The following is a 13,398-nucleotide window of genomic DNA, read 5'->3' on the forward strand; positions in this document are numbered from 1 at the left end:
TGAGAATTTTTTGTAGATAATATTTTTTTACTATGATATAATCAATTCAAAAAGTACTTGAATTAGGTGGTATCACATGAAAATTAAACTTAAAGAACTGAGGGAGAAAGAAAAAATATCTTTAAATAAACTCAAAAACATTTTGAAAGAAGAATACGATATAACAGTATCCGATAGTCAACTAATGTACTACGAAAATGAAATTAGAAAACCTAGAGATGAAAATATATGGTCAGCTTTAGCTGATCACTTCGGAGTAAGTGTCGCTTACTTATTAGGGCACGAAGATGAACAAAATATTTTAAAAATAATCCAAAGTAACGAATTTAAAAAATTACTTAATGATATAGATATTGAAAAAATAAATGAACTTAGTTCAGCATACAAAAACGTTGAAGAACATATAAATAATCCTGTAAAGTATAACAATTTTGGAAAAGGATTGCTTAATCATAGCCAATCGTATATGTTTACAATTGAAGAACTAATAAATGCTGATAAAGAGAACAATACAAATTTTGCAGATATTTTAATCAACTATATTTCTTTAAATGACTATGATAAAAAAATAGCTTTTGATTTAGTTCAAAAACTATCTGATAGAGACGACGAAAAGGAGTAACCCCCATGGGATTTTTTGATACTGTAAAACAAAAAGGTAGTTTTTCTACCGCTTCTGGAGTAAATGGACTACACTACGTTGTCCTTCAGGTAACTTTGAAAGAAAAGTTTTTCGGCACTGGATCAGGAAACCTTACAGAATTAGAAGATGTTATCAATAAACAAGCTTCTAAAGGTTATCGCCTGCATACCATCACAACCGCCAATGGTGGAAGCAAAGGACTAGGCGGTGGAGACCGTATTCAAGCCACAATGGTATTTGAGAAAATTCTATAATCCCCCATCTTTTATCAGAAAAACATCAGCATATAGGAGACTACTTATGAAAAAATTACTAAGCACATCAGCTGTTTTACTTTCTGCTACTGTCCTAGTGGCTTGCTCTAACAATCAATCAACTACTAAAGATAGCTCGGAGCAACCAAAAACGGAGCAAAAAAACACTACTTCAACAAACGTTAAAACCAAAGTAGATAACAGTAAATACGACAATCTAATTTCTGAAATCAAATCAAAATTAGATCCTGAATCAACTGGAGCAATAAGCGTTAAAATTCAAAATAACGTAATCGATTCAGATTCATCCGAACCGCATGATACAATCATGATTTTGCTAACTGGAACGGCTAAAGATAGCGCAAAAGAGACTATGGACGCAATCAATTCAAATTCTGCTACAACTAATCAGCAAAATGCAATTACCGTATTTCGGATGTCTATATCTGAGTTTGCTAAAAAATTACCAGACGACAATACTACTCTTTCCCTTGGATATGAAAAATCCGCTGATCAATACGACTTAATCGCAAAATCTTCAAAACAAAAAGATTTTATCCCTGTTGGAGAAATCATCGTACAATAAAAAATCCCCCATATTCGCCAATAGAACCCCTATTTCTAAGGTCTATTGTGCAAAAACAGGGGAAATTGAAGAATAGAAAGCCGATTTTACAGACTAAAGTGCAAAAAACGGCAAAATTGACAAATAGAAAAAGACAAGCCTGCTACCGCTAACTTGTCTGACAATGCAATAAAAGCAATGTTCCCAGCGTTGAGTTTTTTCGATACTCAAAAATTTTTAAAAAACAAACTAAAAATATTGACAAAAACTAAAAATTACAGTATTATTAGGCAATGAGAAGAGTTTCTGCTCCCAAGGGAACAGAGTACGCGAAACACCGCCTAGTGCTACTAGGTGGTGTTTTTGTATACAAGGAATATATATGAAACCATTTCAAACATTAGATGAACAAATAAAACTTCTCCAATCTAGAGGTTTAGAAATAGATAACATAGAAGAATGCAAAAGATACCTTCTAACTAACAACTATTACAACGTCGTCAACGGATATAGTAAGTTTTTTCAAACATCAAAAGATAAATTTATAGCTGGTGCAGACTTTAGAGAAATAGCTGCAACACACTTTTACGATAAAGAAATTAAATCAGCTTTTTTAAAAGCAATTATAGATGCAGAAAAACACTTTAAATCCGTACTGGCATATCGTTTTTCAGAATCATATCCAAAGCCATACTCTTATCTAGATATTAATAATTTTGAAACACAAAAAGATGCAAAAAGGCTCGCACAAATTACAAATTTAATCAGTATATTAGCTAGAATACTCAATGAGTATAACAGGGATAAACAAAACAATTCTATAAAACACCACTATAAACAACATGGCGTTGTTCCTTTCTGGGTTATCATCAATGAACTTACACTAGGGCAAGCATTTAACTTTTATAGAAATCTAAACACTGATATAAAAAATCAAATAGCTAGAGATTTATCACCATTCTTACAAGAAAATATTGAATACATCCAAAATAGACCTAGTAAAGACCTTTTAAGCGGAAAGGCTTTAGAAAGTATTATTAAAAATATACTAGAAATTAGAAATATCACTGCTCATAATAATAAACTTTTCAATTATAAATGTCGGGAGAATCTTCCACAACTAGCTTATTTTCACTATTACAATAATAATGCTAATACGTCAAGACAATCTGTATATTATGTTTTTCTTGCCTTGCAATGCCTACTTGCGTCCACACAATACGCTCAATTACATAACACTATTATAAAAAGAACCAAAGCTCTAAATAAAAAAGCGCACTCCATTGAAGCCGGCATTGTATTGGATACACTTGGATTTCCGAATAATTGGTATAATATCACCGACACATTAAGATAGAACTACTTGCAATATATGGGCCTTTTCAAACCCCATATCCGCCTTGTTTCCTATTCTGCTACAATTTACCGTCTGACTGCTTAAAATCGAAAATAGGGGCATTCTCGTAGCTCCTCGCATGGTATAAACTCAAAACCTTTTCTAATTGCTTGCCTGCTGATGGAAAAAGGAGTTAAAACCATGAAAATTACACAACACACGAAAAAAGACGGATCAGCAGTCTACCGCTCTAGTATCTATCTTGGCATTGATTCTGTAACTGGTAAGAAGGTCAAGACTACCATATCAGCACGAACAAAAAAAGAACTCAGAAATAAGGCCATTCAGGCCAAGGTAGAATTTGAGAAAAACGGCTCTACACGGAAACAACGCTCACATATAACAACCTATAGCGAACTTGTGGACTTATTCTGGCAAACCTACCAGCATACCATAAAGACTAATACGCAGATAAAGATAAAAGGTTGCTTAAATAATTACCTCTTGCCCTCATTTGGTACTTACAAACTAGATAAACTTACACCTGTCATTATCCAAACTCAGGTAAATAAATGGGCGGATGAGTACAATCAGGACGGAACGGGATATAAAGAATACAATCACCTTCATGCCTTAAATAAACGTATACTACAGTATGGAGTTTCTATCCAGACATTAAACAATAACCCTGCTCGTGACGTTGTCATTCCTAGAAAGATAACAAGAGATAAACAAGAAATTAAATACTTTCAAGATCAGGAACTTAAAAACTTCCTCTCCTATCTCGATAACCTGGAGAATACCTTTGTCAATTTCTATGATACTGTGCTTTATAAAACGCTCCTAGCTACTGGACTGCGCATCCGTGAATGTCTGGCCCTAGAATGGTCTGATATTGACCTGCAGAACGGAACAATCGATATTAACAAAACACTCAACATTTTAAACCAGGTAAACACTCCTAAGACAAAATCAAGCTATAGAGTTCTAGATATCGATCATAAAACAGTACTCATGCTTCGTCTCTACCGAGCAAGACAAGCAGAAAACGGTAGAAACATTGGCTTAACCTATGAGAAAGTATTCTCTGATAGCTTTGACAACTATGTCAATACTCGAAAGGTTGATTATCGCCTACATAAGCACTTAAAAAACGCTAACTGTACTGATTTAGGCTTTCACGCTTTCCGACATACTCACGCTAGTATCTTGCTTAATGCCGGACTACCATACAAGGAAATACAGACACGGCTTGGCCATGCAAAAATATCTGTAACTATGGACACTTACAGCCATTTATCAAAAGAGAACCAAAAAAGAGCAGTCTCATTCTTTGAAACTGCCCTCGAAAAAATAAAAAGTTCTTAAAAAAGTCCACAAAATTAAAAAAGCGATACATAAAACCCTTATGTATCAACGATTATAGAATGATTTCGGTATAATTGACTATTATACCGAAATTTTCTCATTTTTAAAAGAAAAAGGGCGCTGGTAAAGGATAATCTTCACCAACTCCCTATTTTTCTACTTATCTAAGCCTAATTCTACCAAGATTTGACGTTTGTAGGCAATCTTTTGAACTTCTTTGTCCTCATCTTCAGACCAGTCTAGTTTAATTTCTGAAACAATCTGCCCAGGGCGATTTTTCAAGATATAGATGCGGTCACTGAGATTGAGAGCCTCCTCGATACTGTGAGTAATAATCAAGGTTGTTAGCTGCAACTGCTTGTGAATTTCAAGGTACCAAGCGTGGAGTTCCATCTTGGTCATCTCATCCAAGGCGCTAAATGCCTCATCTAAGAGAAAGAGCTTGTGCCCAAAAAGGTAGGTCCGGAGTAAGGCTACACGCTGGCGCATCCCCCCACTAAGTTCATGAGGATACTTGTCCCGTACCGCCGTTAACTGGAAGGTAGCAAGAATTTCATCCGCACGGGCAATGGCTTCCGCCTTATCCACTTTTTGAATCAAGAGGGGCAGGATGATATTACCAAGCACCGTCTTGTGCTCCAAGAGTAGATCCTTTTGCAACATATAACTCACGCGCCCCTGGGGATTTTCTTCACCATCAAGGACAATTCTCCCTGACTGAACTTCTAAAATCCCAGCGATTAGATTAAAGAGGGTGGTCTTTCCTACACCACTTGGGCCTAGGATAGAAACCACTTCACCTGAAGTCACCTGCAGGTTGATGTCTTCTAAAATCCTCTCCTGACCATAGGCATAACTGACGTGTTCTAGTCTAATTTCTGTCATTATTTCACAAATTCATTAGTGAAGCCTTTGTCTGTCAAATCTTCTTTAAGGATACCATTTTCTTTATCCCATTTGTAGAAGGCATTCCAGCGAGTTGCATCAAATTGACCCCATTTTTCCTTGTCGCTTGCGTATTCTTTTGACAAGTATTTTTGAGATTCGATGACAAAATCACGTTTTTCTTTGAGCTCAGGTGCATTCTTGATGAGGATATCTGCCGCTTCCTCTGGATGCTCCATAGCATATTGGTAACCTTTTTTGATAGCTTGGATGACTTTGCGAGCTTCTTCTTTGTTGTCTTTCAAATAGTCGTTGTTTGCGATGATAACTGGTGAGTAGTAATCAAATTCCTTGACGTAGTCTTTCAAATACATGAAGTTAGCCTCTACACCTTGAGATTTTGCAAGGATACCATCCCATCCGTAGTAGATCCATGCAGTATCAAATACTCCATTGGCAATCGGTGTGATTGAGTTTGAGTCGTTATTTGGTACTTTTTCAACCTTCTCAAAGTCTCCACCTTGAGATTCTACCAAGGTTTTCAACATAGCAAGTTCAGTTGGGTCATTCCAAGTTCCGTATTTCTTACCAACCAAGTCCTTTGGACTACTTACATTGTCAGATTTACGAGAGATGATTCCTGATGTATTGTGCTCAACAATAGCTGCAACGGCAGTGATTCCTGCCCCTTTTTCTAACTTCTTAGCCATGTAGTCTTGGAAATACACTGCAAATGGTGCCTTACCGTTAATAACCAAGTCAGAAGAACTTTCTTCTGGCGGCAATTTCAAATCAACATCCACTCCAGCTTCTTTGAAATAACCTTTTTCCTTAGCCACATAAAGCCCTGTGTGGTTGGTATTTGGTGTCCAGTCTAGGATAAAGTCAATCTTCTTGAGTTCTGCCTCTTTGTTGTTCTTAGAAGCAGTTCCTTGACCACAGGCTACAAGCACAACAGCTACAAGAGCTGTTACTAGCGTTAAAAACACTTTCCATGTTTTCTTCATTTTGATTTCCTCTTTTCTTTTTCAGAAACATCCTTCTTCTTATGAACGTTTCCATTTAATAACATATTTTTCACTAATATCGACCAATTTCATACCAAGAAGGCTGATAATCGATACCAGAATAATAATAGCAAACATGGTATCATACTGAAACAGTTTCTTGGACTGAATCATGTAGACACCTAGTCCTTCAAAGCCTCCCAACCACTCAGATACCACTGTTGTGATAAAGGCGTAGGAGACACTGACCCTCAGACCTGCATAAAAGTAAGGCAGGCTGACTGGAATTTTAAAATGCCACAGGATTTGCCAAGGCTTGGCCCGCATCAGACTAAACAAGGTCAGCATATCCTTGTCACAATGCCTAAAACCGTCCAAAATGCTGACGATAATAGGAAAGGTTGTCGTCAAGATAATCAAGACAATCTTGGGCAAAATCCCATAACCTAGCCACAAGACCAAGATAGGAGCTATGGCAATGGTCGGAATGGTCTGAACGACCACCATCATGGGGTAAATCAAATCATTGAGCCAAGTCAAACTGTCCATGAGTACAGCCATGAGACAGGCAATCAAGACTCCTAGAACCAACCCCAATAAAGCCACTCTCAAGGTGGCCCAGCTATGGTGCCAGAGAAATTCTCTGTCACGAACAAATGACAGGAAAATTTCAAGAGGTGTCGGTAGAATAAACTTGGGGAGAAGTTTAAGCAAACCTGCTAACTGCCAGATTGACAAGACTCCTAGAAAACCCAATAGACTAATGTGTCGTCTCAGTATACTTTTCAAGTTTCTCATCAATACTTAAAATCTCTCCTACGTTTATTTTGACATTGGCAAAGACATTATCTGCCTCCTGCCCTGCCACTTCTAGCGCTTCTTTGAGAATGCGCATAAGCTCATCAAATTCCCCTTCCAAGACCGTTTCAAATGGTGTCACCACCATGGTCACTTCTTGACCTTGCAGATAGGCAATGACCTGATCGATTACGTAAATCCGATCAATCCCCTGTGCTAGGGGTAAAACTTGCAAGGCGATGCTTGCTTTCATAAAAACCTCCTCTTCTCGTTTTCCTTTGACAAAAAGAAAAACCTTTACCATATATGGAAAAGGTCAAGAATAGACTAAGTATCGTTCCCTACGCTGGCATTACCCAGATCAGGTGCGGTCGAAGTTTAACACTTCCTCTCAGACTGTACACAGACTCCCATATATTATATGGACATATGATAGCGCAAAATAAAAAAAATGTCAAGGAAACTGCTTACAGAAAAAGTAGGAAAAATTTCCTACTTTTTCTATACTCTCACACCATCACTATTTACTCTGTAGCCATCCACTGTTGTATTAACAGCTAAGGCCCCTGAAGAGTAAGAATAATACCACTTACCAGAGACTTGATACCATCCTGTTTTCATTGCCCCTGAACTATCTAGATAATACCACACCCCATTTTCCTTTAACCATCCTGTCTGCATTTCACCAGATGATTTCAAATAATACCAGCTAGAACCATCCTTCAACCAGCCTGTTGATTTAGACCCATTTGATTTGAAATGATACCAACTACCATTTATTTTCTTCCAACCGACAGTCAGAACATCGTTGGAACTATCTTCTGGTTGATTCTGCGATGAAGAAACCTCCTCTAACTGGATATAGCGACGACTTCCACTATAAGATATATAACTCAACCACTTGTACCCATCTTTTTCAAGTACCTGATCATAATGAACACTCTCACCTGGAGAATAATAGGCAAGTGAGGCTGCACTAGCTAAAGGTTGATTTTTAATAGCTGCCTTATTCTTAAAATAATGAGTTCCTCCTGTCGAAGACGAAGGTTGACTATTGAATACTTTGCTACTACTTACTACATTACCTCCCTCCAAATCTTTAAAATGAATAAATCCTGTCATCGTATTCGCTTTTATAGTTCGTTTATTATAGGATCCTGTATAACCATAGTTGTATTCCTCAATTTCTATATTATCCCCCATTACATTTGAAACCCAGGCAACATGACCATATCCTCCTGCAGTAGACCAAGCAATAGATCCAATAGCTGGTGTATTATCTACACGATATCCTTCACGACGAGCACGATAACCCCATTCATTCGCATTTCCATAAGCTCCTGTAATCTCAAAACCGTTGACACTACTCAAGCGAAAGGCTGCAAATGAAGTACACTGACGAGAGTACATGCGCCACTTATCAATCTCCTGACTCCCATTTTTATAATAAGCAGGATAATCATCCCCACGCGCAATCGATCCATTTCCTCCAGAATAGGCATATACACTATCACTCGCTGCTAGCATCAATCCTACTACTAAAAAAGGAACAACCTTTTTAGCTGATTTTCTAAAAGAAAATCCTGTCTCTGTTACTTTGAATGGTAAAACTTTCATTCTTCCTCCTTGAAAAATAATATAAATTGAAGATTACCTTCACTTAAATTATTCGGAGAAAAAAGAAAAAGTGAGAAAATTTCTCACTTTAATCAAGATAATGAATCAAATTCTTTTCCGTAAGGATATCTGAGTAAGTAAAGGATTCAACGTAAACATTAGCTTGTTTATCTCCTTCAACATTTCCAAATTCCACAATAAATAGGGATGGATAAACTTCAATTAACTTACCCAATCTATTTTTTTGGCGCTTACGCCCATTTTCCAAAGTCATTTCAATTACATGACCCTCATGCGCCTTGATTTCCTCTTTAATTTTTTTCATCTTAGCTACATCTGTAAATGCATCTGTCATCTTATTTCCTCCCTTTTTGAAATACTTGAAAATTTATTGTATTCTTTTTGGAAAATTAATTCCACTGTTCCACGAGCTCCACTACGGTTTTTCTCGATAATAACTTCTACCTTATTGTTTGGTATGCCTTCCTCTTCTTCACCACCACGCTCATAGTAGTCGTCGCGATAAAGAAAGGCTACGATATCAGCGTCCTGCTCAATAGACCCAGATTCACGAATATCAGACAAGACTGGTCTCTTATCCTGACGTTGTTCTACACCACGAGAAAGCTGACTTAGAGCGATCACTGGAACTTTCAGTTCTTTTGCTAGGATTTTCAACTGACGTGAAATTTCTGAAACTTCTTGTTGACGATTTTCTCGGCCTGTACCTGTAATCAATTGCAAGTAATCTATCAAAATCAAACCAAGATTGCCCGTTTCTTGAGCAAGTTTACGTGAGCGAGAACGAATTTCCGTAATCCGAATCCCTGGCGTATCATCAATATAGATACTTGCATTAGCTAGATTACCCTGAGCAATGGTATATTTTTGCCACTCCTCATCAGTCAATTGCCCTGTACGGATAGAATGGGATTCCACCAAACCTTCTGCCGCCAACATACGATCCACTAGACTTTCCGCACCCATTTCCAGTGAGAAAATAGCTACCGTCTTGTCCAACTTAGTCCCAATATTCTGAGCAATATTCAAGGCAAAGGCTGTCTTACCAACCGCCGGACGAGCTGCTAAGATAATCAACTCCTCCTCATGAAGACCAGTCGTCATATGATCTAAATCACGATAGCCTGTCGCAATACCTGTAATATCAGTCGTTTGTTGAGAGCGAACCTCCAGATTTCCAAAGTTGACATTCAACACATCTCGAATGTTCTTAAATCCACTTCGATTAGCATTTTCACTGACATCAATCAGTCCTTTTTCTGCCTGAGCAATGATTTCATCAGCTGGTTGTGAAGCCTCGTAAGCTTGATTGACAGACTCTGTCAACTTGGCGATTAATCGCCGTAACATAGCCTTTTCTGCAACGATTTTAGCATAATACTCCGCATTAGCAGAAGTTGGCACAGAATTGACAATCTCAACCAGGTAAGACAAGCCACCAATATTCTGCAAATCGCCTTGATTATCAAGAATGGTACGAACCGTTGTTGCATCTATGGCATCGCCACGATCGGATAAATCGACCATAGCTTGGAAAATCAAACGATGGGCATACTTAAAAAAGTCTCGAGACTCAATATATTCTCGCACAAAAACAAGCTTACTCTCATCAATAAAGATAGCCCCTAAAACGGATTGTTCAGCTAAGATATCTTGAGGTTGTACTCGTAACTCTTCTACTTCTGCCATCAGATTTCCCTTCCTTTTACAATCTTGTCAAGAAGGTGTAAACTTATCCTTCTTTCACACGAAGATTGATTACACTTGTGATATCTTGATAGATTTTCACTGGCACATCAATCAAACCAACCGCTCGAATCGGAGCTTGTACTTGAATATAACGTTTATCAATCTTAATTCCAAATTGCTTTTGCAATTCTTCTGCAATTTTCTTATTGGTAATAGAGCCAAAGGTACGACCATCTGGACCAACTTTTTCAACAAATTCTACAACAGTTTCTTCAGCTTCAAGTTGGGCTTTAATTGCTTTTGCTTCTGCAATCATCTCAGCGTGAGCTTTTTCTTCAGATTTTTGTTTACCACGAAGTTCACCTACAGCTTGGGCAGTCGCTTCTTTGGCTAGATTCTTTTTGATAAGAAAGTTTTGCGCATACCCTGTTGGTACTTCCTTAATTTCGCCTTTTTTACCTTTTCCTTTAACATCTGCTAAAAAGATTACCTTCATTCTTCTTTCTCCTTTTCCTTTATTTCATTTAATACAATTTCTGTCAGTTTTTCACCTACTTCTGACAAGGTTAAATCTTTAATTTGAGCTGCTGCCAAATTAAAGTGGCCTCCACCGCCTAACTCTTCCATAATCCGTTGTACATTCAGTTTACTACGACTTCGAGCTGAGATAGAGATAAATCCTTGTGTATTTTTCGCAAGAACAAAACTCGCTTCAATACCTGACATAGCTAACATGGCATCTGCTGCCTTACTAATAACAACTGTACCATAGCATTTCGAGTCCGTAGCCTCTGCTAGCAATACATCGGAACCTAATTTACGCCCCTGTAAAATCAGTTCATTGACCTCACGATATTCTTCAAAATCTGTCGCAGCGATTTCTTGGATAGCAATACTATCACTTCCGCGCGTTCTGAGATAGCTAGCAACATCAAATGTCCGACTAGTCACTCGTGAGGTGAAATTTTTAGTATCCAGCATCATACCAGCCATCAAGACGCTTGCTTGCATACGACTCAAACGATTTTTCTTAGAATTCTGGAACTGAATCAATTCCGTTACCAACTCACTGGCACTACTTGCACCACTTTCGATATAAGTGATAACTGCATTGTCTGGGAAATCCTGATCCCGTCTGTGGTGGTCAATAACAATAGTTTGAGTAAACAAATCATAAAATTCTTTTGATAATGTTAAGGCTGTCTTTGAATGGTCTACAAGAATCAACAAAGAACGATTGGTCACCATCTCCATTGCATCCTTAACAGACAACAACTTCGTAACTCCTTCTTTTTCTAAGAATGTAACAGCTCGTTCAATATCCGGAGACATTTGTTCTTCGTCATAAAGAGCATAACTATTTTCAATCACATTACTAGCAAATAACTGCATACCTACAGCAGAACCCAAAGCATCCATATCTAGATTTTTGTGACCAACTACAAAAACTTGATCCACACTCCGAATCTTATCTGAAATAGCCGTCATCATAGCTCGCGTACGAGTCCGTGTACGTTTGATTGAAGCAGCAGACCCACCACCAAAATAAACTGGATTTTTCGTTTCGTTGTTTTCCTTGACAACCACCTGGTCGCCACCACGCACCTCAGCCAAGTTCAAGTTGAGCAAAGCAACTTTCCCTATCTCATCATGATTTCCATCACCATAAGAAAATCCCATACTTAAGGTCAAAGGCAACTGTCTCTGTTTCGACTCTTCTCTGAAAGCATCAATAACAGAAAATTTATCATTCATCAATCCCTCAAGTACAGTATAGTCAGTAAATAGATAAAAACGGTCCATACTTACTCGACGGGAGAACATAGAATCTTTCCCAGCAAATTCTGAAACAAAATTGGCTACAAAACTGTTAATATGACTGATATCAGACTCTGATGTTTTATCTTCTAAGTCATCGTAGTTGTCAATAGAAACGATCCCAATCACAGGTCGACTCGTTACTAACTCAACAGTTGCTTCGTATTCTCCAGACACATCAAAGAAATAAAGAACCCCAGATACCTTATCCATATGAACCGAATAGCGGGTCTCACCCAAGGTAGCATAAGAACCGGGATTCCCCACAGAAGCCTTTATAATTGTTTGAATTAATGCCACATCAATCTCGCCCACTTCATTAGTCAAGATCAATTCAGCATAAGGATTAAACCATTCAATGTCACCTGAAGACAAGTCTAATTTAATGACTCCGACAGGCATCTGTTCTAACAAGGTCGTCAAACTTTCTTCAGCTTGGTGGTTTACATACTGAATTTGTTCTACTTCACTCCTTGAGTAGTACTCTCTTTGATGAATGAATAATAAAATATATGAACCCAAAATAAGTAGCAAAAGAAATAGCGTTACCAGTGTATTCGTTACAAAAACAAGTTGCACAGATAGCACTCCGAACGCCACTATTCCTAATATTAAAGGGAAAATAGGACTTACATAAAATTTTTTCATTCCAAACCTCTTGGCACCCATTATACCATAATAACCACCAAAAAGCGACTTTTTAAAAGTGTAATCAGTAATTCCATCCATTGTAAGAAAAAGGAGGTTTACAAATCAGTAAACCTACCTTTACACATATTGAAATTAAGATTCTTTAACTTCTAACAGACCAATTTCTCCATCTTCACGACGATAAATCACATTAGTTGTCTGATCTTCAACATCCACATAGATAAAGAAATCATGTCCCAACAAATCCATCTGTAAAATAGCTTCTTCCAAATCCATTGGTTTTAAATCAATTTGTTTTGAACGAACAACTCTAGATTGGACAACATTTGAATCTTCCACCAATGCATCTGTAAATAATTGACTAGTTGCTACCTTATTTTTATTTTTACGCTCGATTTTTGTTTTATTTTTACGAATCTGACGTTCAATTTTATCAGTTACAAGGTCAATTGAACCATACATATCTTGGGAAACATCTTCTGCACGAAGAGTTATAGAGCCAAGCGGAATCGTTACTTCCACTTTAGCAGTTTTTTCACGATACACCTTCAAGTTAACTCGAGCATCCAACTCTTGTTCAGCTTGAAAATACTTTTCGATCTTTTCGAGTTTAGAAACTACATAATCACGAATTGCTTCTGTTACTTCTAGGTTTTCACCACGGATACTATACTTAATCATATGAGTACCTTCTTTCTAAACATTTTTGTTTTTCTGATTTCATTATAACGCTTTCATTTTATTTT

Annotated in this window: 15 protein-coding genes and 1 riboswitch; of the genes, 5 read left to right on the plus strand and 10 right to left on the minus strand. The window is 37.4% G+C overall.

All coding sequences use genetic code 11. The features are described from left to right. The first annotated feature begins 76 nt into the window (after window positions 1-76). The 5 genes from FJR77_RS01305 to FJR77_RS01325 all read left to right on the plus strand — a co-directional run bounded on the left by FJR77_RS01305 (window position 77) and on the right by FJR77_RS01325 (window position 4,166). Window positions 77-622, plus strand: a complete 546-nt coding sequence (locus tag FJR77_RS01305; protein ID WP_140833962.1) for a helix-turn-helix domain-containing protein — start codon at window positions 77-79, stop codon at window positions 620-622. A 5-nt stretch (window positions 623-627) separates the two neighbouring features. After that, entirely contained in the window at window positions 628-897 is a 270-nt protein-coding gene (locus FJR77_RS01310; RefSeq protein ID WP_140833960.1) for a DUF4177 domain-containing protein, read from the plus strand. Between the two features lie 46 nt (window positions 898-943). Continuing rightward, window positions 944-1,483, plus strand: a complete 540-nt coding sequence (locus tag FJR77_RS01315) for a hypothetical protein (RefSeq protein WP_140833958.1) — start codon at window positions 944-946, stop codon at window positions 1,481-1,483. Between the two features lie 361 nt (window positions 1,484-1,844). Beyond that, window positions 1,845-2,819 carry an Abi family protein gene (locus FJR77_RS01320; RefSeq protein WP_140833956.1) on the plus strand — a complete coding sequence of 325 codons (975 nt, stop codon included), beginning with the start codon at window positions 1,845-1,847 and terminating at the stop codon, window positions 2,817-2,819. Window positions 2,820-2,999: 180 nt separating this feature from the next. Further along, a complete protein-coding gene (locus FJR77_RS01325; protein ID WP_140833954.1) occupies window positions 3,000-4,166 on the plus strand; it encodes a tyrosine-type recombinase/integrase in 1,167 nt (388 codons plus the stop codon). Between the two features lie 156 nt (window positions 4,167-4,322). Here the strand turns inward: FJR77_RS01325 and FJR77_RS01330 are convergent, their stop codons facing one another. The 10 genes from FJR77_RS01330 to hpf form a co-directional block, all read right to left on the minus strand. Then, window positions 4,323-5,051, minus strand: a complete 729-nt coding sequence (locus FJR77_RS01330; RefSeq protein WP_140833952.1) for an ABC transporter ATP-binding protein — start codon at window positions 5,049-5,051, stop codon at window positions 4,323-4,325. Further along, window positions 5,051-6,058, minus strand: a complete 1,008-nt coding sequence (locus tag FJR77_RS01335) for an ABC transporter substrate-binding protein (RefSeq protein WP_140833951.1) — start codon at window positions 6,056-6,058, stop codon at window positions 5,051-5,053. Before FJR77_RS01335 ends, FJR77_RS01330 begins: the two co-directional genes overlap by 1 nt. 39 nt (window positions 6,059-6,097) lie before the next feature. After that, a complete protein-coding gene (locus tag FJR77_RS01340; RefSeq protein WP_181146614.1) occupies window positions 6,098-6,856 on the minus strand; it encodes an ABC transporter permease in 759 nt (252 codons plus the stop codon). Next, window positions 6,819-7,109: a thiamine-binding protein gene (locus FJR77_RS01345; RefSeq protein WP_140833948.1), complete on the minus strand. Its 291-nt coding sequence runs from the start codon at window positions 7,107-7,109 to the stop codon at window positions 6,819-6,821. Before FJR77_RS01345 ends, FJR77_RS01340 begins: the two co-directional genes overlap by 38 nt. A 68-nt stretch (window positions 7,110-7,177) precedes the next feature. Beyond that, a riboswitch (TPP riboswitch) is annotated at window positions 7,178-7,280 on the minus strand. A gap of 77 nt (window positions 7,281-7,357) precedes the next feature. After that, entirely contained in the window at window positions 7,358-8,473 is a 1,116-nt protein-coding gene (gene cbpD / locus FJR77_RS01350) for a choline binding-anchored murein hydrolase CbpD (RefSeq protein ID WP_049535495.1), read from the minus strand. An 88-nt stretch (window positions 8,474-8,561) separates the two neighbouring features. Beyond that, window positions 8,562-8,828, minus strand: a complete 267-nt coding sequence (locus tag FJR77_RS01355; RefSeq protein ID WP_000128619.1) for a Veg family protein — start codon at window positions 8,826-8,828, stop codon at window positions 8,562-8,564. Further along, on the minus strand, window positions 8,825-10,183 hold the full coding sequence (gene dnaB, locus FJR77_RS01360) for a replicative DNA helicase (protein ID WP_125451719.1): 1,359 nt from the start codon (window positions 10,181-10,183) through the stop codon (window positions 8,825-8,827). Before dnaB ends, FJR77_RS01355 begins: the two co-directional genes overlap by 4 nt. 43 nt (window positions 10,184-10,226) lie before the next feature. Next, window positions 10,227-10,679 carry a 50S ribosomal protein L9 gene (gene rplI / locus FJR77_RS01365; RefSeq protein ID WP_000864216.1) on the minus strand — a complete coding sequence of 151 codons (453 nt, stop codon included), beginning with the start codon at window positions 10,677-10,679 and terminating at the stop codon, window positions 10,227-10,229. After that, a complete protein-coding gene (locus FJR77_RS01370) occupies window positions 10,676-12,649 on the minus strand; it encodes a DHH family phosphoesterase (RefSeq protein ID WP_140833947.1) in 1,974 nt (657 codons plus the stop codon). The genes rplI and FJR77_RS01370 overlap by 4 nt, the downstream gene beginning before the upstream one ends. Before the next feature lie 135 nt (window positions 12,650-12,784). Continuing rightward, a complete protein-coding gene (gene hpf, locus FJR77_RS01375; protein WP_000599101.1) occupies window positions 12,785-13,333 on the minus strand; it encodes a ribosome hibernation-promoting factor, HPF/YfiA family in 549 nt (182 codons plus the stop codon). Window positions 13,334-13,398: the final 65 nt, after the last annotated feature.

This window comes from Streptococcus shenyangsis (assembly GCF_006385785.1).
Lineage (GTDB): Bacteria > Bacillota > Bacilli > Lactobacillales > Streptococcaceae > Streptococcus > Streptococcus shenyangsis.

Bases quoted from the DNA above. Each gene is read 5' to 3' on its own strand.
- rplI (WP_000864216.1), bottom strand. From the start codon at position 10,679: ATGAAGGTAATCTTTTTAGCAGATGTTAAAGGAAAAGGTAAAAAAGGC.
- FJR77_RS01345 (WP_140833948.1), bottom strand. From the start codon at position 7,109: ATGAAAGCAAGCATCGCCTTGCAAGTTTTACCCCTAGCACAGGGGATT.
- FJR77_RS01325 (WP_140833954.1), top strand. From the start codon at position 3,000: ATGAAAATTACACAACACACGAAAAAAGACGGATCAGCAGTCTACCGC.
- dnaB (WP_125451719.1), bottom strand. From the start codon at position 10,183: ATGGCAGAAGTAGAAGAGTTACGAGTACAACCTCAAGATATCTTAGCT.
- FJR77_RS01355 (WP_000128619.1), bottom strand. From the start codon at position 8,828: ATGACAGATGCATTTACAGATGTAGCTAAGATGAAAAAAATTAAAGAG.
- FJR77_RS01315 (WP_140833958.1), top strand. From the start codon at position 944: ATGAAAAAATTACTAAGCACATCAGCTGTTTTACTTTCTGCTACTGTC.
- FJR77_RS01330 (WP_140833952.1), bottom strand. From the start codon at position 5,051: ATGACAGAAATTAGACTAGAACACGTCAGTTATGCCTATGGTCAGGAG.
- hpf (WP_000599101.1), bottom strand. From the start codon at position 13,333: ATGATTAAGTATAGTATCCGTGGTGAAAACCTAGAAGTAACAGAAGCA.
- FJR77_RS01320 (WP_140833956.1), top strand. From the start codon at position 1,845: ATGAAACCATTTCAAACATTAGATGAACAAATAAAACTTCTCCAATCT.
- FJR77_RS01335 (WP_140833951.1), bottom strand. From the start codon at position 6,058: ATGAAGAAAACATGGAAAGTGTTTTTAACGCTAGTAACAGCTCTTGTA.
- cbpD (WP_049535495.1), bottom strand. From the start codon at position 8,473: ATGAAAGTTTTACCATTCAAAGTAACAGAGACAGGATTTTCTTTTAGA.
- FJR77_RS01310 (WP_140833960.1), top strand. From the start codon at position 628: ATGGGATTTTTTGATACTGTAAAACAAAAAGGTAGTTTTTCTACCGCT.
- FJR77_RS01370 (WP_140833947.1), bottom strand. From the start codon at position 12,649: ATGAAAAAATTTTATGTAAGTCCTATTTTCCCTTTAATATTAGGAATA.
- FJR77_RS01305 (WP_140833962.1), top strand. From the start codon at position 77: ATGAAAATTAAACTTAAAGAACTGAGGGAGAAAGAAAAAATATCTTTA.
- FJR77_RS01340 (WP_181146614.1), bottom strand. From the start codon at position 6,856: ATGAGAAACTTGAAAAGTATACTGAGACGACACATTAGTCTATTGGGT.